Origin of the sequence: Pandoraea pneumonica, assembly GCF_902459645.1 — a bacterium.
GTDB classification, from domain to species: domain Bacteria; phylum Pseudomonadota; class Gammaproteobacteria; order Burkholderiales; family Burkholderiaceae; genus Pandoraea; species Pandoraea pneumonica.
In genome coordinates this window covers 984,232-1,004,773 of the sequence record NZ_CABPSK010000002.1, presented here as the reverse complement: position 1 = coordinate 1,004,773, position 20,542 = coordinate 984,232, and the positions used below count along the sequence as shown (strand labels likewise).

Sequence of the window (20,542 nt, the reverse complement as noted above, 5' to 3'; positions counted from 1 at the left end):
GGCGAGTGCACCGATGGTTGCAACGAATCGGGTGAGCGGAAACGAGTCGGCGGCGCATCCGACCGTTTGCTGATGCGGAGTGACGCGAACGGTCGGATGTGACGACGACCGACCGGCGGGGTGTGAAGAAGCGGCGGCGAGAAGTTTTCGGGGGTATGCCGTAGAGGTGTGTTGCAACGGATAGATGGGAGATGACGAGCCGTCGGCGCGCTACCCGTTTTCCAAAGCGAATTTCGTGGAGCGACGAAAACGGGTAGCGTGCCGGCGGCCGACCGCGAGAGTGAAAGGCGGGGGTCCGCGCCGTGAAAACCAGCGCGGGGAGAACCAGTCACCAACCGCGGTGAATCACAGCTTCAGACACACATTACGAAGCTCGGTATAGAACTCAAGCGAGTGAACCCCGCCTTCGCGGCCGATGCCGGATTGTTTCGCGCCACCGAAGGCGGTGCGCAGATCGCGCAGGAACCACGCGTTGATCCAGCACACACCGACTTCGAGGGCGGCGCCCATGCGGTGAGCGCGGCTGACGTCGGAGGTCCAGACGGTTGCGGCGAGGCCGTAGGGTGTGGCGTTCGCCAGCGCGATGACTTCTTCTTCCGTATCGAACGGTGCGATATGGCAGCACGGCCCGAAGATTTCTTCGCGAATGACCGAAGCGGACTCGGGCAAACCAGTCCAGATAGTCGGCTGCACCCAAGCACCGTCCTTCATTGAGGCGGGCATATCCGGCACACCGCCACCGGTCACGACCGTCGCGCCTTCTTCGCGAGCCTTCGCGTAATAAGACAGCACTTTCTCGCGATGCACTTGCGAGACGAGCGGGCCAAAGTTCGTGCCTTCAGCGTACGGATCGCCTAGCTTCAGTGATTCGGCGCGTTCCTTGAGCGCCGCCACGAAGCGGTCGAAAATCGGCCGCTGCACGTAGACGCGCTCTGTTCCCAGACACACTTGGCCGCTGTTGTCGAAGCTCGAACGGGTGATACCCGCGACCGCCTTATCGAAATCCGCATCGGCGAACACGATGCCGGGATTCTTGCCGCCCAGCTCGAACGACACCGGGCGCACGCCATTTGCGGCGGCCTTCATGATCGCTTCGCCCGTACGCGTCTCGCCCGTGAACGTGATCCCGTTCACCCCCGGGTGCTCCGTCAAAAACGCCCCCGCCGATTCCGGACCGAAGCCGTGCACCACGTTGTAGACACCGGCTGGCACGCCAACTTCATTCATCACTTCGCCGAGCAACGTCGCCGTCGCAGGCGTTTCCTCCGACGGCTTCACGACGACCGTGTTACCGAAGGCCAACGCCGGACCGACTTTCCACGTCATCAGCAAGAGCGGCAAGTTCCACGGACACACCACCGCGATGACCCCGCGCGGCGTGCGCACACCGTAGTTCAACGCGTTGCCGCCGTCCGGCGCCACCATCGCGAACGACTCGGTCGGCACGTTCTTGATCATGTCCGCGAACACCTTGAAGTTCGCAGCGCCGCGCGGGATGTCCAGATGACTCGCCAGCGAATGCGGCTTGCCCGTATCCGCAATTTCGGCGGCCAGAAAATCATCGAAACGGCGATTAATGCCATCGGCCACCGCGTGCAGCAACTCGACGCGTTGCGCCACCGTCATCTTGCCCCACGGGCCTTGCAGCGCGGCGCGGGCGGCGCGAACCGCAGCGTCCACTTCCGTGCGGCCCGCTTCGTGCACGAGACCGATCAGGCTGTTGTCCACCGGGTTGCGGTTCTCGAACGTGCGGGCGCTGGACACCCACTCGCCGTTGATGAAGTTCTGGAAGTCTTTCATGTCTCGCTCTCGATTTATTGGGAATGACGGCTACCGGGCACATGCCGGGCGACATGGCCACACGATAAATCCACCTCCCGGCCCGCGTCAATATTTTCTCGAGAATTTTTATTTATCTCGATTTTTATTGTCTTTTGCGACAATTCAAACCAAGCTGCTTATAATCGCGAGACTCGACGCCCGGCGCATCGCATGCCCCGAGCGCGCTACAACATCGAAGACCCCATGCTCAGCAACGCCGCCTCGCCTGCCCAGACACCTGACGCCACCCTCGCGCAAAGCGCTTACCTGCGCTTGCGCAGCGACATCGTCGAAGGCGTACTGGCCCCGGGCGAGAAGCTCCGTGTCGAGCATTTGAAGGATCGGTATGACGTGGGCGCTGGCACGTTGCGTGAAGCGCTGGCACTGCTGGTCGCCGATGCGCTCGTCGTGCAGCACGGGCATCGGGGGTTTCGGGTGACGCCGATCTCGCTGGCCGATTTCATCGACATCACCGAGACGCGGGTGCAATTGGAGACAGAGGCGCTACGTCAGTCCATCACGCTGGGTGACGATGCGTGGGAAGCCAACCTGACGAGTGCCTTCCACCTGCTCTCGCTCGCGGAAGAACGGCTGGCCAACGGTGGCGCGGAAGCCTTCGCACAATGGGAAGCCCGCAACCGCGCGTTTCATGAAGTGCTGATTGCCGCGTGTCCGTCACGCTGGCTGCACCACTTTCTCGCGATTCTTTATCGGCAGTCGGAGCGCTATCGCCGCTTGTCGATCACCCACCAACCCGTGCCGCGCGACGTGCATGAGGAGCATCAGGCCATCTTCGACGCCTGCCTCGCGCGCGATGCGGGCAAAGCGGCCGAATATCTCGCCGCCCACATCCGAAAAACGCTCGAAGCTGTGCGCGAACTCCCCGATGCGGTGATCAACGCAGGTACAGCAGCGCTGGCACCGGTGCGCTGATCCACCGGCAGCGCGGCAAGTTCAACGCGGCAAACTCTCGCGCACGATCTGCGCAAAGTACTGGGCACCCAGCGGAAGAATCGCGTCGTTGAAGTCGTAGCACGCGTTGTGCAGCGGGATCGCACCGGGCTCATCCTGCGTGCCGTTACCGATAAACGCGAAGTTGCCCGGCAGATGTTGCAGAAACACGCCGAAGTCTTCCGACGCCATCACCGGTGGGATGTTCGCCTCGACCATTGCGTCACCGGCTACGGCCTTCGCCGCCCGCACCGCGACCTCGGTGTTCGCCTCCCAGTTCATCGTCGGCGCGAACTCGTGCGTGTACTCGAACTCGCAGTGCGCGCCGTGCATCGCGCAAATCCCCATGCAGATATCGCGCATGCGAATTTCGAGCAAGCGCTGTACCTCGGGCGTGTAGCTGCGGGTATCGCCTTTGATGACGACGTTCGTGGGAATCGCATTCCGAATGCCGTCGGTGATGAATTCCGTGCAGGACACCACTGCCGACTCACCTGGATCGACGCTGCGCGACACCACCGTTTGCAACGCCACGACAATCTCCGCGCCGATGACCAGCGGGTCGATGCCCATATGCGGACGCGCAGCATGCGTACCCTTGCCGCGAATCCGAATCACGAAGTTGTCTTCGCTCGCCATGATGCCGCCCGTGCGCGTGGCGATCTGCCCGGCCGGAATGCCCGGCATGTTGTGGATGCCGTAAATCGCATCGATGGGAAAGCGCGTGAGGAGCCCGTCGGCAATCATCGCTTTCGCGCCTCGCCCATGTTCCTCAGCAGGCTGAAAAATAAAGCGCACCGTGCCGTTGAAATCACGTGAATCGCACAGCAACTTGGCCGCGCCCAGCACCATCGACATGTGCCCGTCATGCCCACACGCGTGCATCTTGCCCGCCACTTGCGAAGCATGGCCGCGCCCGGGCGCCTGCTCGTTGATCTGCAAGGCATCCATATCCGCACGAATGCCGATAGCCCCCGAGCCATTACCAACGCGCAAACTCGCGACGACACCCGTGCCGCCAATACCTCGGTGCACATCCAGTCCGAAGCTCTCGAGGATCGTCGCCACCGTCTGCGATGTTGCGACCTCTTCAAATCCCGTCTCGGGCAGACGATGGAACGCGTGCCGCCAGTCGGTCAGCGCCTTCGCGAAATAGGTGTCTTGCGTCATGGTCAGTTCCTTGGAATCTAGAAAGGCAGGCGCCTGCGCCCCGCATCAGCGATATCAGCGATATCAGCGAGACAGCCACGCGCGTTGACGATCTGCAACGACCTCAGCCGTTTCCCCAACAAGTTCCGCATAGACGGACGGTGCCGTCGCCCCTTCGGTGTTGATCAGCAGCACACGCGAACCGGCATTCAGGCCGAGCGCCGAAGCCTTCTCAGGCGATGCTGCCGCGGCCATCAACCCGGCAAGCCCGGCCACGCCCGACTCGCCAGCAACGAACGGCGCATCGTTCTCGCTTCCTTGCGCAAGACGCCGCATCGCGTCCACCGCTTGCGCATCGCTCACGGTCATGAAGCCGTCGACCGACGTTTGCAGGAAGCGCCACGCCAGCGGCGACGTCTCGCCGCACGCCAGTCCTGCCATCACCGAATCGACGGTGCCTGTCGCCTGCGCCGGTTGGCCCGCGATCGCGCTTTGGAAAAGACAATCGGCTTGCACCGGTTCAACCACGACAAACGTCGGACGCTGCGCGCCCCAGCGTTCCCACAAATAACTCACGACGCCTGCGGCCAATCCACCAACGCCCCCTTGCAGAAAGACATGCGTGGGCGGTGCCGCCAACGCCTCCACAACCTCAGCAGCGATGGTGCCATAGCCCTGCATCACGTCGCGTGGGATGGCTTCGTAGCCTTCGTAAGACGTGTCCGAAATCACGTGCCAGCCATGTCGCTCCGCCAGCGCCGCCGCCTCCGTCACCGAGGCGTCGTAGTTGCCCGCGATACGCACGATCTGCGCGCCGTAAGCGGCAATCGCCTGTTCGCGCTCTTCGCTCACGTGAGCGTGCAGCACGATCACACAGGGACAGCCAATGCGTTGCGCCGCAGCCGCTAGCGCCCGGCCATGATTGCCGTCCGTCGCACTGATCGCCGTGAACCCGGCGAGCGCATCACTATGGGCACCGGCAAACAGCGTCTGCGCCGTGAACCCACGCCCTTCGAACGTGCGCAGAATCTGACGCACCAGCGCGATGGGCGCCCCCAATGCCTTGAAGCTGCCCAGCGGCGAGCGCAGCGCTTCGTCCTTCATCTGCACGCTCTGCACCCCCAGCGACGCCGCCAAATCCGGCAGATCGCGCAACGGCGTGCTGCCCTCGCGCAAGCCATCCCATTGCATCAACCATGCGCGGCTCTCGCTCGCACGCGCCATGCTCATGATGTCTTGAAGTTCAGCCGGATACGGCACGCGCGACGCGCGGGGGTTGAGATACAGCATGGGGGGACTCCAGTATTGCGATATTGGGGGGCGACGATGCCGCGCAGGTCGATTACAGCGCGGGCGACGCGACGCCGAGCCGGTGCGCGACCACGTCGAGCAACACGTGTGCGCCGTTCACCAGTTGATCGTCGTCGGTATGCTCGCGCGGGTTGTGGCTGATACCGCCACGGCTCGGGACGAAAATCATCGCGGCGGGTGCGATGCGCGCAATCATTTGGGCGTCGTGCCCCGCGCCCGAGGTCATCCGCTTGTAAGACAGCCCTCGTTTTTCCGTGCACTCGGCGATGACGTTGGCCAATGCGCCGTCGAACACAACCGGCGAGAAGCGCGCGAAACGCTCCGTCGTGACGCGCACGCCTTCTTCCTGCGCGATCTGCGTCAGAAACTCGCTCAAACGGGCCTCGCTCGCCGCCAAGCGTTGCTCGTCCGGATCGCGCATATCCACCGTGAACACCGCCCGGCGCGCAATCACGTTGATCACGCTCGGCGAAAGTTGCATCGTGCCAACCGTCGCCAGCGTGGTGCCCGATTCACGCGCGAGGCGGCGCAACTCGGTCACCGTGGCAGCAGCGACATAACCGGCGTCGTGGCGCAGATGCGTGGGCGTTGTCCCGGCGTGATTGGCGTTGCCGTCGATCGTGATCTGCTGCCACGAAATGCCTTGCAGGTTTTCCACCACACCGATTTGCAGCCCCTCGGCCTCCAGAATCGGCCCCTGCTCGATGTGCAGTTCGAGATATTCGTGCGGCACCAGCGTGCCCGGCGTCATGTCTCCTGCGTAGCCGATACGAACCAACTCGTCGCCGAGCCGCGCACCGTCCGTACCGACCGCATCCAGTGCTTCGTCGAGCGAAAACCCGCCCGCGTGCACGAGCGAACCCATCATGTCGGGATGAAAACGCGCGCCTTCCTCGTTAGTGAAAGCCACCACCGTGATCGGACGCGACGGCACGATGCCAGCCTCGCGGAACGCACGCACGACGGCCAAACCGCCGAGCACGCCATAGCAACCATCCAGCGCCCCTGCGTTGACGACGGTATCGATATGCGAGCCCATCATGAGCGGGCGCAACGCATTGCCGTCGGCATCCATCGCGTCGGACGGCAGCGTACCGAAGATGTTGCCGATGCGGTCGACGCGCACGTCGAGATCGAGTTCGCGCATCCACGCGACGACTTGATCGCGGCCCGCTTTCTCGGCGTCGGTCAGCGCGACGCGGGTGCGGCCACCGTTGACGGGATCGGCACCGATCTCGCCCAATGCGCGCAGTTGTTGCAGCAGCAAGGGGCCGTTCAGGCGGAGTGAAGCGGTTGAAGAAGCCGTCGAAGCAGCGGCGGCGGAAGTGGGTTCGTTGTGGGACATGAGACGGTGCTGTCGTAGACCTGCGTGTGACTTGGACGCCCTCGGAGCCCCGCCACCCGGGCAGATGGCGCGTTACCGCTGGCGGAGTATCATCGGATGACCTGAATAATATTCCGGACGACGCGTACGAATTGCGCGTTTTCGCTAACAAAATCGAATTTTTATTGCGCCCATGACGCTCGACAGCTACGACATCGCCTTGCTCGCCGCGATTCAGCAAGACGCCACGACGCCCCAGCATGCGCTCGGCGCGCAGGTGAATCTCTCGTCCGCCGCCGTCAACCGCCGTCTGAAGAAGCTCACCGACGAGGGCGTGACACGCAAGACCGTATCGCTGATCGACCCTGCGCGCGTGGGCTATCCGCTCACGATCATCACGGAAGTCGAAGTCGAGAACGAACGGCTCGATCTGCTCGACGCCATGCGGCGCAGCTTTCTCGCGTGCCCGCAGGTGCAGCAGTGCTATTACGTCGCGGGCGAATGCGATTTCGTGGTCATCATGGTCGTGCAGAACATGGCGCAGTACACCGAACTGACGCGCGCGTTGTTCTTCGAGAGCAACAACGTGAAGCGCTTCAAGACGCTCGTCTCGATGAGCAACGTGAAGGTCGGTCTGGAAGTGCCGATGGACGGCGTGCTTGGGTAAGCGCTTCCCCGATGCACCGATGCTCCCGATACCCCCGATACCGCGATCACCGCATTTCCGCGCGAAGCTCGCGCACACCGCGCCCGAGCTTACGCCGCAGCAGCGTGCGCAAGGTGGCGGAATCCGCGTAGCCCACTTCGGCCGCAATCGATTCGAGATCGCGGCCCAGCGAGACGAGGTGCTGTGCCCGCTCGATGCGCAAGTCTTGAAAAAAGGCCAACGGCGATTTGCCGAGCACCGCCTCGGTACGGCGTTGTAGCGTGCGCGGCCCGACGGCGAGTGCATTGGCGGCGTCTTGCAGCGAAAATCCCGACGACAACCGCTCACGCGCCCAGCGCTCGAACTTCGCAATCAGCGGATCGGCATTGGCCAGAAAGTCGGGAATAACATACCGGGCTTGCGACGAGCGGGTATCGACGAGCATCAGACGCGCCACCAGCGCCGCCAATTCAGGGCTTGCCTGACGCACCAGCCAGAGCGCGAGATCGAGATGCCCCATCATCGCGCCCGCCGTGACGATGCGCGCCGACGCCACGAGCATCTTCGAGTGATCGAGATCGACCGCCGGATATCGCTGCCGGAAGAATGGCGCGAGCGACCACGTCGTCGTCGCGGTGCGTTGATCGAGCAAACCGGTTTCTGCAAGCAGGAACGTGCCGATACACGCGGCGGCCACGCCGCTACCGCCGACATCGTGCCAGCGCCGTAGGTGCCCAATGGCGTCGCGCACGTCGGGGCGCGCTAGCGCTTCGCTCAAGGCGTCGGGTTGCTTGGCATTGAGTGCGGGCACGACCACCCAGTCGGCTTGACGCAAGGCGCTCGCAGATTCCACCGGTAACGAGAACCCGAGCGCGGTACGGATACGCTTGCGCACGCCAACCACGTGCACGTCGAACGGCGGCACGGGAAAGCCCTGCATGGCGGCCAGTTCGTTGGCGGTGGAGAAGGTATCCATCAACACAGTGAGGCCCGTGTCGAATACGCCGTCGAGCGCGAGAATGGCAAGCTTCATGTCGTAAATGACTCGAATAATGTCATTCCCGACTATAGTTTGTGACGGCAGCCGGGTCTAGACTTTGTCGTGTTGCGGCTATCACAGCAGATGGACCGCCCCCTGAACGTCATGACGAGACACTAGCGAGCGCCCCCGATGAACGCCTCCCCGACTTCCATTCTCGACACCATCGGCAACACGCCCTTGTTGCCGCTTCAGCATGTCGTGCCCGCGAACAGCGCGCGCATCTTCGTGAAGCTGGAAACCCAGAACCCTACCGGCAGCATGAAAGACCGCATGGCGCTCGCCATGATCGAAGCGCCCGAGTCCGACGGACGGTTACCGCCCGGCGGCGCCGTCGTCGAGTACACGGGCGGAAGCACCGGCGTGTCGTTGGCGCTCATTTGCGCAGTCAAGAAGCATCCGCTGCACATCGTGACGTCGGACGCGTTCTCGAAAGAGAAGCTCGATCACATGCGTCTGCTTGGCGCGCGGCTCACGCTGATTCCCAGCGAAAACGGCAAACAGACCGAGCGGCTGACGAAAGACATGATTCGCGAAGCCCATCGGATTGCCGAGCAGACCGGTGCGTATCTCACTGCGCAAATGGAAAACACCGACCAACTGCATGCCTACACGCTGATGGCCGATGAAATTTGGGCGCAGACAGGCGGCCGTATCGACGGCTTCGTGCAAAGCGTCGGCACGGCAGCGTCGTTGCGCGGTATCGCCGAGACGCTGCGCCAGCGCGACGCCGACATCCGCGTCGTTGCCGTGGAACCCGCAGAGTCGGCGGTGTTATCGGGCGGACCGTCGGGCGCGCACAAGATCGACGGCATCGGGGCGGGGTACGTCGTGCCGCTTTGGCGCGACGGGATTGCCCATCACATCGAGCGCGTGTCGACCGACGAAGCGAAAGCTATGGCGTTTCGGCTGGCTGCGGAAGAGGGTTTGTTTTGCGGTACGTCCACGGGCGCCAATGTGACAGCAGCCTTGCGACTTGCCGAACAACTCGGGCCCGACGCCACTGTCGTCACCATCATGTGCGATACCGGCATGAAGTACCTGAAGACGTTTGCCGAACACTTGACTTCATGAGGCCGTGCCCGCCCTTCAAGACGGACGCGTGCGAGTAAAGCGCTGCTCGGTGACCTCGGTCCCCCACTGCGCGCCCGACGACTCGGAGGTGAGCTGGAAGCCGAACGACTCGTAAAGATGGCGCGCGGCGTCCAGCCCCTTGAACGTCCAGAGATAGGTTTCCCGGTATTGCGCGTCGACGAATTGCATCGCCTGCGACATCAACTGGCGTCCAATGCCGGTGCCGCGCAAGGCATCGTCGACGATGAACCACCGCAGGTGCGCCACACCAGTGGCGAGGTCTCCGTCGATGGCTAGCGATGCCAGCGTGCGGCCGTTCTCGACGCAAAGCCAGATCGCTTTGCCGTCCGTCGGCAACGCCCCGGCAAACGCCGCCAATTCCGTCGCCACCCGTTTCTCGAAAAACGCCCCGAAGCCCCAGTGCTCGGCGTAGAAGCGCGCGTGCAGGCTCGCGATATCGCCGATGCAGCCGGGCACGTACCCCTGCTGCACGGTGGGCGCGTCGGCATTCGCGGCATTGGGCTTCCCCGCGTTGTCGACCGCCAGCGCATCGGCGTACAGCGCCAGCGAGCGGACCAGGGCCTGCTGATCGGCCGGCACCAGTCGCCGCAGCGCATTGGACACCTGATCCGTGGCAAACCGGTCGATGCGTTTGCGCAGTGCCTGCCCGGACGGCGTCAATTGCAGCGTGGAAGTGCGCGCGTCGTCCTTCGATGCGACGCGCGTGACAAGCCCCGAGGCCTCCAGTTTTGCCAACTGACGGCTGGTATTCGACTTATCGAGCCGCAGCAATCCGCCCAAGTCCTTGGCGTTGACACCCGGATGCGCGCCGATTTCGATGACGGCATGAACGGCGGAAGGCGCCAGATCACTATCGGCCAATGTCGTGCGCATGAAGCCTAGCTCACGCACCAGCTTGCGCGAGAACTCCCGCAGTTCGAGAATCGTGGCTTCTCGCGAGCCGGCGTTAAGATCGGAAATATCCATGGCTTGCCTGCATTTCGGTTGCGCTTCGCAACAATATAGTTGCACATTACAACTTTAGCAAGGCGGAAATTTTCGTCACTGTGCGAATCGGTCGGTCGCACTTCATGGAGAATTGTCGCGTTTTGTCGACAGAGCGTCACAACGCGCGAGAACCCACTACACTGCTGGCCGAAGCTGCCCCCTCCCCCTTCGCCTGCCGCCATTTCGAACATGCCCACCCGGATTCTTCTCGTCGAAGACGACGCTCGCCTCTCAGCGCTGGTCGCCGGCTACCTGCAAAAGCACGGGTATCAAGTCGATACCGTGCTCGATGGCGCGCGGGCGGTTCAGGCGATCGTCAAACGCCGCCCCGATCTGGTCATTCTCGACGTGAACCTGCCCGGCAAGGACGGCTTTCAGGTGTGCCGCGAGGCGCGTGAGCATTACGACGGCATCGTCATCATGGTGACCGCGCGCGACGAAGAGTTCGACGAAGTGCTCGGGCTGGAATTGGGGGCCGACGATTACGTGCACAAACCCGTGCAACCGCGCGTGCTGCTCGCGCGCATCAAAGCGCAATTGCGCCGTAACGTGCAACGTCCGTCGTCCGCCGCACAGCCAGAATCGATCACCTTCGGCAAGTTCAAGATCGACCGTGGCAACCGCACGGTGACGCTGCCCAACGGCACGACGCCCGATCTGACGTCGGCAGAGTTCGACTTGCTCTGGGCGCTGGCGCGCTCGGCCGGTCAGGTTGTCACGCGAGACGATCTGGTGCGGCAACTGCGCGGCGTCGAATTCGATGGGGTCGACCGCTCCGTCGACGGCGGTATCTATAAACTGCGTCGTAAGCTGGGCGACGACACCACACCGCCGCAGCGCATTCTGACCGTGCGCGGCAAGGGCTATCAGCTCAACAAGTCGGACTGGGATTGAACGCCGGGCGACACAACATCACCAGTCTTCACGTCACACTTCGTCGGAACCCACATGCGCGGCCACCCTTTTCAGCCCTACCGCTACTGCCGCCTCCGATGGCAACGCTTCCGGCGCTCGTGGACCGATACCCGCGCCGACCGGCGCCCCAGTTGGTCGCGCCTCTACGTGCGCACCTACACGCGCATGTTGTCGCTGTGTCTGCTGGTGCTCGCGGTACCTGCCGCATTGCTGATCGTCAGCCTGCCGGGTGCTTGGCTTCACGAACATCTGCTGACGGCGAAGTTTCTCGTCCCGTGCATTCTCGCCACCTTGGCGTTGCCCGCGTTCGTCGCTTATCGCTGGATGCGCCCGGTATGGGTCGATCTGGTGATGGTGCGCGAGCGGGCCATCGACTTTAGCGGTGGACGGTTTCATACCCGGGCGCGCGAATCCTACAGCGTGATCATCGGCCCGCTCGCCCGAACGCTCAATGCGCTGGCCGAGCGCATGGAGAAGTTGATTGCCACGCAACGCGACCTGACCAACGGTATCTCGCACGAACTGCGCACGCCGCTGGCACGGTTACGGTTTGCACTGGAAGTGTTGCGCGATCCGTCTTCGCCAGCGGATGCGTGCGAACAGGCGCTCGAGAGCATCGATCAGGACGTGACCGAACTCGACGAATTGATCGACATGAGCCTGACTTTCGCGCGCTTGGAGTACAGCTCGTTGCAATCGCACGTCGAAGCCACGTCGGTAGCGAATTGGTTCGCAGCACAGGTGCAAGACGCCACGCTGCTATACGCCGATCGCGACATCACGCTGGAAACCGAATTGGACGCCTCGTTGCAGGTCGTGATGGACAAGCGCTTGATGTCCTATGCGATGCGCAATCTGCTGCGAAACGCGAGCCGGTACGCCGCATCGCGCATCGTCGTCGGGCTGCGGCTGCGGCACGGCAATGTGGAAATTTACGTGGAAGACGACGGGCCCGGTATTCCCGAGAGCGAACGCAAGCGCATCTTCGACGCGTTCGTTCGGCTGGACCGAAGAACGGGCGGCTATGGCTTGGGCCTCGCCATCACGGAGCAAGTCTTGCGCGCCCACCACGGCCGAGTGGTGGCGACAGACCCGATGACACTGGGCGGCGCGCGTTTCGAGATGAGTTGGCCTGCCGTGACACGGTGAGCTTCACGGCCACTAGGGCGCAGGGCTCACGACGCCATAAACCCGCCGTCCGCCGCCAATACGTGGCCGACGACGAACGACGCCTCGTCCGACGCCAGCCAAACGACGGCTTCGGCGACTTCGTCAGGCCGCCCCATCCGTCGTAGCGGCAGCCCTGCGGCCACTGCCGAAATATCCGCGATCCCCGATGCCAGCATCATGTCGGTCACCACGCGTCCCGGCGCGACCGCATTGATGCGAATGCCACGAGGCGCGCATTCCATCGCGGCCGAGCGCATCAACGAAATGACCGCCGCCTTGGACGCGGCATAGAGCGCCAGCCCCGGGTTCGGATTGCGCTGCCCGCTCACGGACGCATTGATGACGATGCGGCCACCGCCCTGCGCCTCCATGGCGGGGACTTGATACTTCAGACAGAGGAAAACAGAGCGGACATTGGCGTCAAATACCGTCTCGTAGACGGCCGTGTCCTGCACCTCCACCGGCGCGCGTCGCTCCTGATACCCCGCATTGTTGAATGCGACATCAAGGCGGCCGAACTGCGAGAGCGTCGTGCGGACAAGATGCGCGACATCGGCTTCGCGCGTCACATCGGTTTTCACATACAGCGACTGCGCGCCCGCAGCGCGACATTGCGCTGCGACGGCTTCGCCTTCCTGCTCTCGACGGCCTGCAATGACGACGGCGATCGCCCCTTCCCAAGCCATCAAAAGCGCTGTGGCGCGTCCAATGCCGCTGCCGCCACCAGTCACCAGCCCCACGCGCCCCGTCATACGGCCCCGGCGCGACGTCGCATTCTCCAGCTGTGTCGATGTTTCCATGGCGTCCTCAGAACGTTGCCATTCGCACGAACCGCGCAGCGTCCATGGCGGAATTCGATAGCCACAGACTCCAATTGGTTGTATCGTACAACATTATTTTCAGAAAGCTATCGGAAAACAAAAATGTCGGATCTCGACACTGCATTGATCGATGCCATCCGCGCGGCGTCGCGCAAAATGGTTCGCGAGCTTGGGTTCATGCGCACGACGTTGGCGGGCACCGATTACTCACCATCGGCCGTGCACGCCATGATGGAAATCGGCGCGCGCCAATCGCTCACAGCGGCCGAGCTTGCCGAGTTCTTGAATCTGGAGAAATCCAGCATCAGTCGGATGGTTCGCAAACTGATCGAAGCCGGGGAGTTGAAGGAAACCGTGAGTCGCGGCGATGCACGAGCCAAACTGCTTTCGCTGACGCCGCGTGGCAAACGCACGGTGGCCGCCATTCACGCGTTCGGCAGACAACAGGTTACGAATGCGCTGGCGAAAATGACGCTGGAGCAGCAACAAGCCGTAGTGGCCGGTTTGACGGCCTACGCTCAGGCGCTGGAAGATCACCGCGTGGGCTAGATCGGCAGTTCGTCAACGCGGCGTGATGCCAAGGGGCTTGGGTGGGTCGGTGGCATACTGGCGATCATCATTGGCATTCCCCCCATCGCCCCCTTATGACACACACGCCCCCCGAACCCGACGACATCAGTGCCGGTACTTTGCGGCACTACAACACGAACGCCGACGATTTCCGCGAAGGCACGCGCGACCACGACGTCTCGCAGAATATGTCGGCGCTGTTGCGCCATATCACTGCCGCACCGCCGCTGACGATTCTCGATTTCGGTTGCGGACCGGGGCGCGATCTCAAAGCCTTCACTGCAATGGGCCATCACGCCATCGGCCTGGACGGCGCCGAGCGCTTCGTTGCGATGGCGCGCGAAGACTCCGGCTGCGAAGTGTGGCATCAAGATTTTCTTCACCTCGATTTGCCTGTCGCGCACTTCGACGGCATTTTCGCCAACGCCTCGCTTTTCCACGTTCCCAGTCAAGACTTGCCGCGCGTGCTTCGCCAACTTCACGCGACGCTCAAACCGGGCGGCGTGCTGTTCAGTTCCAACCCACGTGGCACGAATCAAGAAGGTTGGCAGCGTGGCCGCTATGGTGCGTTTCATGATCTCGAGTCGTGGCGCGCCTACGTGGTCGATGCCGGTTTCGTCGAACTCGAACACTATTACCGCCCGGCAGGCCTGCCGCGCGAGCAGCAGCCGTGGCTCGCGAGCGTGTGGCGTAAGCCGACAGCCTAACGCTCGCCCTCGCCCGCGCGGGCCGAGCGACCCGTTGCCCCTATACTGGGGCACTTGGAGAATTCAATGGCCGATCACGACAAGCTGCATCCGCTACGTCCGTTTCTGAAGAATTGGGTTTGGGAGCATGGTCGGATCGGCACCCGCTATCTGGACTGCGCCGACGGCGAGGTGAAGTTCGACGAAGGCAAGAAGTCACACTTTGCCGCCGAAGACTATCTCTACGTGCCGCTCGACAAGAACGCCGTCGACGACGCGTCGGTGCACGGACCGGCCATTCAAGAAGCGGGGCTTGCCCGTTTTCTGAAAGCGGCGCAACTGGGTAAGCCGGAAGAAGCGGGCTCCGCTGCCGAGGTGCAACGCGCCGTGGCCGATTGCCTCGCACTCGGCCTGTTCAGCGCCTATCAAAAGCCTGCCCGCGAAGCCGTCGCCCGCTATTCCGAAGAGGCGATGTTCGATGACGAAATCCGCGCAGCGGTCGTCGCCGACATCCGCCGCCTCTATTTGGGCATGAGCGAACAACTGGCGCTGTACGACTTCACCGTGCTTTACGGATTGCCCACCGCGCTGCTCATCGGCGACGCGCCGTTTATCGATTGGCGCGTGTGTACCAGCCCGGGGCTCCCGTTCGTATCGCTGCCGCTCGGGCCGCACTGCCTGTTGGTCGGGGCCGCGTCGGGCCGAAAGAGTAAGACGGCACCCGTCGTCTGGAAGGCGGCTGCCGCCATGGGCCCGCTAAAAGATCACAACCGTCACATCGTCGAGCAAGCCAGCCTTTGGCTCGTCGCCACCACGGACGACGCACTCGTCGCCGTGCAAAGCCGCTTTGCAAAGGCCGAAGACGCGAAGTCCTGAGCGTCGCGCGGCTTGGAAGCTTTGAATGTTTCAGTACGTCATCGAACACCTCTCTGTGTAGATTTGGCGCCGCACGGCGCCCGTTTGAGCGCTGGTGCTTGCGCACCGGCATTTGACAACAGGAGCGAGCGCAATGGCAGAAACTCTCATCAAGGTCGACCTGAAGCAGTCCGCGTATGAAAACGAGCAGGTACATAACCGATGGCACCCCGACATTCCGATGGCGTGTTGGGTGAAGCCCGGTGACGATTTCATTCTGGAGACGTACGACTGGACAGGCGGGTTCATCAAGAACGATGACAGTGCCGACGACGTGCGCGACATCGATCTATCGATCGTGCATTTTCTGTCGGGCCCCGTGGGCGTGCGCGGCGCAGAACCCGGCGATTTGCTGGTGGTCGACCTGCTCGACATCGGCGCGAAGACCGATAGTCAGTGGGGCTTCAATGGCTTCTTCTCGAAGACGAACGGTGGCGGCTTCCTGACCGATCACTTTCCGCATGCGCAAAAATCGATCTGGGATTTCCATGGGCTTTACACGAGCTCTCGCCACATTCCGGGCGTTAATTTTGCCGGGCTGATTCACCCGGGGCTGATCGGTTGTCTGCCGGATCCGAAACTGCTGGAAACGTGGAACGCGCGTGAAACCGGGTTGATCGCGACGGCACCCGAGCGCGTGCCGCCGCTGGCGAATCCACCATTTGCTGCGACGGCGCATATGGGGAAGTTGTCCGGGGCTGCCCGCGAGAAGGCGGCAGCGACGGGGGCACGGACCGTGCCGCCGCGCGAACACGGCGGCAATTGCGACATCAAGGATTTGTCGCGCGGCTCGAAAGTGTTCTTCCCCGTGTATGTGGATGGCGCGGGCCTCTCGGTGGGCGATCTCCATTTCAGTCAGGGCGACGGTGAAATCACGTTCTGCGGCGCGATTGAAATGGCCGGTTGGGTGCACATGCGCGTGAACCTCATCAAGGGCGGCATGGCGAAGTACGGCATTCGCAACCCGGTGTTCCAGCCCAGCCCGATCACGCCCGCCTACAACGACTATCTGATTTTCGAAGGCATCTCGGTCGACGAACACGGCGGCCAGCATTATCTCGACGTGACCGTGGCTTATCGTCAGGCTTGTCTGAACGCAATCGAGTATCTGAAGAAGTTCGGGTACTCGGGATCGCAGGCCTACTCGATTCTCGGCTGCGCGCCCATACAAGGACATATCAGCGGCGTGGTGGATATTCCGAATGCCTGTGCAACGCTTTGGCTCCCCACGCAAATCTTCGATTTCGATATCCGTCCGAATGTTGATGGGCCGGTGCGACATGTGAAAGGCGGCGTGGATATGCCGTGTTCGCCCGATCTCGTGAAGTTCTGACGCGTTGCATCGAACGGAGAACGATATGCCGATATACGACTTCGAATGCGGGGACTGCGGGCCGTTTGTAGTAATGAGACGGATCGCAGATCGCGACGCACCGTGTCATTGTCCGGACTGCGGCAGCGAAGGCACGCGCGTGATTACGGCGCCTTCGCTTGCGTTGATGGGGAACGCCAGCCGCACGGCGCATGCCACCAATGAGCGAGCCGCCAATGCACCGCGTCAGAGTGGCGATGGGCCGTCGCGAAGCCACCGGCCCGGATGCCAATGCTGCGCAGGCGGCAAGGTCTCGTTGGCGGGGGCTAGCCAAGGGGCATCGGGCGGCCTCAAACGGCCTGCGGGACGGCCTTGGATGATTAGTCATTAGTGAAATTAACGTCGCCTGAACTCGCATCGATTGTCATGCGAGCGCCCCATGGGCCATAACGGCCTGTGGGGTTTTTTCTGTACTTAACGCGAAAGAAGGAACGCATACCCGATGAAAGCGAGGATCGTTCGTTTCGTTACGAGTGCCGTGCTGACGGGCATCGTTGCCTGTCTCGTCACCGCATGTGCGTCGAACGCGTCGAGCGACGCTCACGTCACGAACTCACTGGCAGACGGTCGCAGCGGAGTCATCACCTTCGCCTCGGTAACGCCTCGCAGCACCGGCGATTTCCTTGCGAACTACGCCAGCAACGATAAAGCGGTTATCGAAGGGAGTTTATCGTTGCCCGAGAACGCGGCGTCTACGGTGCCTGCCGTCATCATCCTGCACGGCAGCAGCGGCGTGAATCCGGGCGAGCGAGTGTGGGCGCAGCGCATGAACGCGTTGGGTTATGCCAGTTTCATCGTGGACAGCTTCACCGGACGCGGCATCCGAAACACCGAGAAAGACCAGACGCAGCTTTCGATGGCAGCCGATATTGCCGACGCGTATGCAGCGTTGCGTTTGTTAGCGACGGACCCGCGTATCGATCGGCAGCGCATCGCCGTCATGGGCTTTTCGCGTGGCGGGTTTGCCGCGCTCTATTCCGCGTTAGCGCCCTTCCAGCAGACCGCCTCCGATGGCGATTTACGCTTTGCCGCGCATGTGGCGTTCTATCCGTCCTGCGGGATCTCCTACACGTCGGCGCATTTGGACGGCGCGCCCGTCCTCATGCTCGTGGGCGGTAAAGACAACTACACGCCTGCTGCGCCGTGCTTGGCGTATGCGGACACTCTGCGTGCGAAAGGCGCGCGTGTCGAGGTCAAGACGTATCCGAATGCGTACCATGCGTTCGACCGGCCCACGGCCCTGCGCTCGGTGCCGCTCGCGACCAGCGCGCGCGATTGTCATGGCGTATTCGATCTCGATAGCCGAAAATTCACCATGATTCGTGATGGCGCAACGCTGACTGGCGCGGCGGCCACCGCCGAATCGAAAAGCTGCCTGACACGAGGTGTCACGATGGGCGGTGACGCACAGGGCCGCGAGGCGTCGCCCACCGATGTTGCGGCCTTTCTTAAAGCCGCGTTCACTGCGGGCGAATAGACGCGCTCAGGCAAATGCTCGCGCCGCTGCTGCGCAAATCCAAACGTCAGGCCGCCCGACAAGCCGCCACAACAGCGGCCCCCATCTCGGCAGTGCCGACGCGTTGCATGCCGGGCTCCCAGATGTCGGGTGTGCGCAAGCCCGACGCGAGAACACGCGTTACCGCAGCCTCGACGCGTGCCGCTTCGTCGGCAAGCCCCAGCGAATGCCGCAACATCAGCGCCGCCGAGAGAATCGTCGCCAGCGGATTGGCGATGTCCTTCCCTGCGATATCCGGGGCCGAGCCGTGCGAGGGCTCGTACAGCCCTTTGCCATCGGCATCGAGCGACGCCGATGGCAGCATTCCGATCGAGCCGGTCAGCATCGCGGCTTGGTCCGACAAGATGTCACCGAACAGATTGCCCGTGACAATCACGTCGAAAGCCTTGGGTGCACGGACTAATTGCATCGCGGCGTTGTCGACGTACATATGGGTCAGTTCTACATCGGGATAGTCTTTCGCCACGGCGTTCATGGTGTTGCGCCAGAACTGCGATGTCTCGAGAACGTTGGCCTTATCGACGCTGCACAATCGCTTGCCACGCGAGCGGGCGGCGCGAAACGCAACATGGGCCACGCGCGCGATTTCCGACGTGCTGTACCGCATGGTGTCGTACCCCTCCTGCTCGCCTTCGAATTCGCCATCCGGCGCGGTGCGCACGCCTCGGGGTTTGCCGAAGTACACGTCGCCGGTCAGGTCGCGAATGATGAGCAGATCGAGCCCGGACACGACTTCCGCCTTCAGCGTCGACGCGCCGGTGAGCGCGGGTTGAAGCACCACAGGACGCAGATTGGCAAAGAGCGCCAGATGTTTGCGTAACCCCAGAATGGCTTGCTCGGGACGCAGCGCGCGCTCGAGCGCGTCGTATCGCCAATCGCCCACGGCACCCAGCAGAATCGCATCCGCCGAGCGCGCTAACGCCAGCGTCGCGTCGGGCAAAGGGTGGCCGCTCGCCGCATAGCCCGCGCCACCGACCGGCGCCTCGTCGAAAACAAAATGACAGTCGAGCGCCTTGAGGACGCCGACCGCCTGCGCGGTGATTTCCGGCCCGATGCCGTCGCCGGGGAGGACTGCAATGTGATGTGCCATTTGACGTCGCTTTTATCGTGGGAACGCCATCAGCATAGGCACGTCGTTCTGCCGCAGATAGTTGTCCGCTTATCCCGGTACCAGAACTGCCAGGAAGCCAGGTGCCGGGTGTGGCATCTAGCAATTGGTTACGTCGCCCACCCGGCAAGGCATGGATTGAGAAAACGCGAGATAAACTACGCCCATCCTCATCGCGTCCCCTTGACCCTCATGGCCTCTCGCGAACGCCGCAGCACCCCGCCTACGGATCTGCAAGACCCCGCCCTGCTGCGCCGGTTGTTGCGCGCTAAAGACCGGATGGACGCTGCGTCGCACGAGGCATGGCCGGTCGACCGTCTTGCCGCCGTCAGTGGCACCTCGACCGCGCACTTCGCGCGGTCGTTCAAGCAGGCTTTTGGGCTGCCGCCGCATCGCTATCTGCTCACGCGGCGTATGGAGCAAGCCAACACGCTGCTGCGAGATACCGAACTCAGCATCACCGAGATTGCCTACGCAACCGGCTGGGAAAGCCTCGGCACCTTTGGTCGCATCTTCCGCGACATCACCGGCATGAGTCCGGGCCAGATGCGGCGCGAAGCGCAGGCCAGCAAGCCGCCGCTCGCCCCCGTGCCCGCCTGCATCCTCAAGGCCGCCCAACGGCCCGATCTCAACATCGCAGTTTTGGAGAAGCGCCGCCGAACGGCCGACAGTAAAGTTCGGCCATCACCCGCGCTAACCAAGGAGGATTTATGAACCAAGGCATCAATGTGGTGGGCTTGTACGTCGATGATCAAGATGCGGCGCTCGCGTTCTATGTCGAGAAACTCGGCTTTCGCGTGCACACAGATGTGCGCAATGGGCCGTACCGATGGCTGACCGTCCAGCATCCGGACCAGCCCTCGTTCCAACTCGGCCTGTTCACGCCCGGCCCGCCGATTCACGACGAAGCGACCGCGCAAACGCTGCGAGCGATGGTTGCCAAGGGCGCCATGCCGCCGCTCGTGCTGCATGTGGCCGACTGCCGTGAGACGTATGCGCGTTGGAAAGCCAATGGCGTCGAATTCACGCAGGAGCCCGTCGAGCGCTATGGCAGCATCGATGCGGGGTTTCGTGATCCGGCCGGTAATGGCTGGAAAATGATTCAGGCACCGCGCGGCGCTTCCTAAGCGTCGCCGCCACAGTGAT

21 protein-coding genes are annotated in these 20,542 nt (G+C 62.7%); 13 read left to right on the top strand and 8 right to left on the bottom strand.

Translation table 11 applies throughout. The features are described 5' to 3' along the window. Positions 1–345 precede the first annotated feature (345 nt). Complete coding sequence (locus PPN31114_RS13665; RefSeq protein ID WP_150680009.1) at positions 346–1,800, bottom strand: 2-hydroxymuconic semialdehyde dehydrogenase; 1,455 nt, start codon at positions 1,798–1,800, stop codon at positions 346–348. A gap of 192 nt (positions 1,801–1,992) precedes the next feature. On the opposite strand from PPN31114_RS13665, the gene PPN31114_RS13660 reads away from it, so the two are divergent. Beyond that, a complete protein-coding gene (locus tag PPN31114_RS13660; RefSeq protein WP_306439720.1) occupies positions 1,993–2,754 on the top strand; it encodes a GntR family transcriptional regulator in 762 nt (253 codons plus the stop codon). 21 nt (positions 2,755–2,775) lie between these two features. Here the strand turns inward: PPN31114_RS13660 and PPN31114_RS13655 are convergent, their stop codons facing one another. The 3 genes from PPN31114_RS13655 to PPN31114_RS13645 all read right to left on the bottom strand — a co-directional run bounded on the left by PPN31114_RS13655 (position 2,776) and on the right by PPN31114_RS13645 (position 6,577). Further along, positions 2,776–3,942 carry a M20 aminoacylase family protein gene (locus PPN31114_RS13655; RefSeq protein WP_150680008.1) on the bottom strand — a complete coding sequence of 389 codons (1,167 nt, stop codon included), beginning with the start codon at positions 3,940–3,942 and terminating at the stop codon, positions 2,776–2,778. Positions 3,943–4,005: 63 nt separating this feature from the next. Continuing rightward, positions 4,006–5,211 carry a diaminopropionate ammonia-lyase gene (locus tag PPN31114_RS13650; RefSeq protein WP_150680007.1) on the bottom strand — a complete coding sequence of 402 codons (1,206 nt, stop codon included), beginning with the start codon at positions 5,209–5,211 and terminating at the stop codon, positions 4,006–4,008. Between the two features lie 52 nt (positions 5,212–5,263). Next, positions 5,264–6,577 (bottom strand): Zn-dependent hydrolase, encoded by a 1,314-nt coding sequence (locus tag PPN31114_RS13645; RefSeq protein WP_150680006.1) that lies wholly within the window; start codon positions 6,575–6,577, stop codon positions 5,264–5,266. A 172-nt stretch (positions 6,578–6,749) separates the two neighbouring features. Between PPN31114_RS13645 and PPN31114_RS13640 the strand changes: the two genes are divergently transcribed. Continuing rightward, positions 6,750–7,223 (top strand): Lrp/AsnC family transcriptional regulator, encoded by a 474-nt coding sequence (locus PPN31114_RS13640; protein ID WP_150680005.1) that lies wholly within the window; start codon positions 6,750–6,752, stop codon positions 7,221–7,223. Between the two features lie 46 nt (positions 7,224–7,269). Here PPN31114_RS13640 and PPN31114_RS13635 read toward each other — a convergent pair whose 3' ends face one another. Next, positions 7,270–8,235: a GlxA family transcriptional regulator gene (locus PPN31114_RS13635; RefSeq protein ID WP_150680004.1), complete on the bottom strand. Its 966-nt coding sequence runs from the start codon at positions 8,233–8,235 to the stop codon at positions 7,270–7,272. 138 nt (positions 8,236–8,373) lie between these two features. Between PPN31114_RS13635 and PPN31114_RS13630 the strand changes: the two genes are divergently transcribed. Continuing rightward, entirely contained in the window at positions 8,374–9,315 is a 942-nt protein-coding gene (locus tag PPN31114_RS13630; RefSeq protein WP_150680003.1) for a PLP-dependent cysteine synthase family protein, read from the top strand. A gap of 15 nt (positions 9,316–9,330) precedes the next feature. On the opposite strand, the gene PPN31114_RS13625 is transcribed toward PPN31114_RS13630, so the two are convergent. After that, positions 9,331–10,302: a bifunctional helix-turn-helix transcriptional regulator/GNAT family N-acetyltransferase gene (locus PPN31114_RS13625; RefSeq protein WP_150680002.1), complete on the bottom strand. Its 972-nt coding sequence runs from the start codon at positions 10,300–10,302 to the stop codon at positions 9,331–9,333. 210 nt (positions 10,303–10,512) lie between these two features. Between PPN31114_RS13625 and PPN31114_RS13620 the strand changes: the two genes are divergently transcribed. Further along, on the top strand, positions 10,513–11,217 hold the full coding sequence (locus tag PPN31114_RS13620; protein WP_150680001.1) for a response regulator: 705 nt from the start codon (positions 10,513–10,515) through the stop codon (positions 11,215–11,217). Between the two features lie 54 nt (positions 11,218–11,271). Next, a complete protein-coding gene (locus PPN31114_RS13615; protein WP_150680000.1) occupies positions 11,272–12,387 on the top strand; it encodes an ATP-binding protein in 1,116 nt (371 codons plus the stop codon). Between the two features lie 26 nt (positions 12,388–12,413). Here the strand turns inward: PPN31114_RS13615 and PPN31114_RS13610 are convergent, their stop codons facing one another. Next, on the bottom strand, positions 12,414–13,208 hold the full coding sequence (locus PPN31114_RS13610; RefSeq protein WP_246182537.1) for an SDR family NAD(P)-dependent oxidoreductase: 795 nt from the start codon (positions 13,206–13,208) through the stop codon (positions 12,414–12,416). Positions 13,209–13,331: 123 nt separating this feature from the next. Between PPN31114_RS13610 and PPN31114_RS13605 the strand changes: the two genes are divergently transcribed. The 6 genes from PPN31114_RS13605 (at position 13,332) to PPN31114_RS13580 (ending at position 18,249) form a co-directional block, all read left to right on the top strand. Next, positions 13,332–13,778 carry a MarR family winged helix-turn-helix transcriptional regulator gene (locus PPN31114_RS13605; RefSeq protein WP_150679999.1) on the top strand — a complete coding sequence of 149 codons (447 nt, stop codon included), beginning with the start codon at positions 13,332–13,334 and terminating at the stop codon, positions 13,776–13,778. A gap of 95 nt (positions 13,779–13,873) precedes the next feature. Next, positions 13,874–14,506, top strand: coding sequence for a class I SAM-dependent methyltransferase (locus PPN31114_RS13600; protein WP_150679998.1), 633 nt, complete (start codon positions 13,874–13,876; stop codon positions 14,504–14,506). Positions 14,507–14,572: 66 nt separating this feature from the next. Then, a complete protein-coding gene (locus PPN31114_RS13595) occupies positions 14,573–15,361 on the top strand; it encodes a hypothetical protein (RefSeq protein ID WP_150679997.1) in 789 nt (262 codons plus the stop codon). Between the two features lie 133 nt (positions 15,362–15,494). After that, the gene (fmdA, locus tag PPN31114_RS13590; RefSeq protein WP_150679996.1) at positions 15,495–16,733 is read left to right on the top strand and encodes a formamidase; all 1,239 of its coding nucleotides are present in this window, start codon (positions 15,495–15,497) and stop codon (positions 16,731–16,733) included. A gap of 25 nt (positions 16,734–16,758) precedes the next feature. Next, on the top strand, positions 16,759–17,103 hold the full coding sequence (locus PPN31114_RS13585; protein ID WP_150679995.1) for an FmdB family zinc ribbon protein: 345 nt from the start codon (positions 16,759–16,761) through the stop codon (positions 17,101–17,103). Positions 17,104–17,214: 111 nt separating this feature from the next. After that, complete coding sequence (locus PPN31114_RS13580) at positions 17,215–18,249, top strand: dienelactone hydrolase family protein (protein WP_150679994.1); 1,035 nt, start codon at positions 17,215–17,217, stop codon at positions 18,247–18,249. 46 nt (positions 18,250–18,295) lie between these two features. Here the strand turns inward: PPN31114_RS13580 and leuB are convergent, their stop codons facing one another. Beyond that, the gene (leuB, locus tag PPN31114_RS13575) at positions 18,296–19,378 is read right to left on the bottom strand and encodes a 3-isopropylmalate dehydrogenase (RefSeq protein WP_150679993.1); all 1,083 of its coding nucleotides are present in this window, start codon (positions 19,376–19,378) and stop codon (positions 18,296–18,298) included. Between the two features lie 210 nt (positions 19,379–19,588). Here leuB and PPN31114_RS13570 point away from each other — a divergent pair, with 210 nt between their 5' ends. Both PPN31114_RS13570 and PPN31114_RS13565 read left to right on the top strand, forming a co-directional pair. Then, entirely contained in the window at positions 19,589–20,110 is a 522-nt protein-coding gene (locus tag PPN31114_RS13570; protein WP_150680415.1) for a helix-turn-helix domain-containing protein, read from the top strand. Next, complete coding sequence (locus PPN31114_RS13565) at positions 20,107–20,523, top strand: VOC family protein (protein ID WP_150679992.1); 417 nt, start codon at positions 20,107–20,109, stop codon at positions 20,521–20,523. The genes PPN31114_RS13570 and PPN31114_RS13565 overlap by 4 nt, the downstream gene beginning before the upstream one ends. The last annotated feature ends 19 nt before the right edge of the window (positions 20,524–20,542 follow it).

Excerpts from the sequence above, each read along its gene's own strand:
- PPN31114_RS13665 (WP_150680009.1), bottom strand. The coding sequence starts at position 1,800 with ATGAAAGACTTCCAGAACTTCATCAACGGCGAGTGGGTGTCCAGCGCC.
- PPN31114_RS13660 (WP_306439720.1), top strand. The coding sequence starts at position 1,993 with ATGCCCCGAGCGCGCTACAACATCGAAGACCCCATGCTCAGCAACGCC.
- PPN31114_RS13655 (WP_150680008.1), bottom strand. The coding sequence starts at position 3,942 with ATGACGCAAGACACCTATTTCGCGAAGGCGCTGACCGACTGGCGGCAC.
- PPN31114_RS13650 (WP_150680007.1), bottom strand. The coding sequence starts at position 5,211 with ATGCTGTATCTCAACCCCCGCGCGTCGCGCGTGCCGTATCCGGCTGAA.
- PPN31114_RS13645 (WP_150680006.1), bottom strand. The coding sequence starts at position 6,577 with ATGTCCCACAACGAACCCACTTCCGCCGCCGCTGCTTCGACGGCTTCT.
- PPN31114_RS13640 (WP_150680005.1), top strand. The coding sequence starts at position 6,750 with ATGACGCTCGACAGCTACGACATCGCCTTGCTCGCCGCGATTCAGCAA.
- PPN31114_RS13635 (WP_150680004.1), bottom strand. The coding sequence starts at position 8,235 with ATGAAGCTTGCCATTCTCGCGCTCGACGGCGTATTCGACACGGGCCTC.
- PPN31114_RS13630 (WP_150680003.1), top strand. The coding sequence starts at position 8,374 with ATGAACGCCTCCCCGACTTCCATTCTCGACACCATCGGCAACACGCCC.
- PPN31114_RS13625 (WP_150680002.1), bottom strand. The coding sequence starts at position 10,302 with ATGGATATTTCCGATCTTAACGCCGGCTCGCGAGAAGCCACGATTCTC.
- PPN31114_RS13620 (WP_150680001.1), top strand. The coding sequence starts at position 10,513 with ATGCCCACCCGGATTCTTCTCGTCGAAGACGACGCTCGCCTCTCAGCG.
- PPN31114_RS13615 (WP_150680000.1), top strand. The coding sequence starts at position 11,272 with ATGCGCGGCCACCCTTTTCAGCCCTACCGCTACTGCCGCCTCCGATGG.
- PPN31114_RS13610 (WP_246182537.1), bottom strand. The coding sequence starts at position 13,208 with ATGGAAACATCGACACAGCTGGAGAATGCGACGTCGCGCCGGGGCCGT.
- PPN31114_RS13605 (WP_150679999.1), top strand. The coding sequence starts at position 13,332 with ATGTCGGATCTCGACACTGCATTGATCGATGCCATCCGCGCGGCGTCG.
- PPN31114_RS13600 (WP_150679998.1), top strand. The coding sequence starts at position 13,874 with ATGACACACACGCCCCCCGAACCCGACGACATCAGTGCCGGTACTTTG.
- PPN31114_RS13595 (WP_150679997.1), top strand. The coding sequence starts at position 14,573 with ATGGCCGATCACGACAAGCTGCATCCGCTACGTCCGTTTCTGAAGAAT.
- fmdA (WP_150679996.1), top strand. The coding sequence starts at position 15,495 with ATGGCAGAAACTCTCATCAAGGTCGACCTGAAGCAGTCCGCGTATGAA.
- PPN31114_RS13585 (WP_150679995.1), top strand. The coding sequence starts at position 16,759 with ATGCCGATATACGACTTCGAATGCGGGGACTGCGGGCCGTTTGTAGTA.
- PPN31114_RS13580 (WP_150679994.1), top strand. The coding sequence starts at position 17,215 with ATGAAAGCGAGGATCGTTCGTTTCGTTACGAGTGCCGTGCTGACGGGC.
- leuB (WP_150679993.1), bottom strand. The coding sequence starts at position 19,378 with ATGGCACATCACATTGCAGTCCTCCCCGGCGACGGCATCGGGCCGGAA.
- PPN31114_RS13570 (WP_150680415.1), top strand. The coding sequence starts at position 19,589 with ATGGCCTCTCGCGAACGCCGCAGCACCCCGCCTACGGATCTGCAAGAC.
- PPN31114_RS13565 (WP_150679992.1), top strand. The coding sequence starts at position 20,107 with ATGAACCAAGGCATCAATGTGGTGGGCTTGTACGTCGATGATCAAGAT.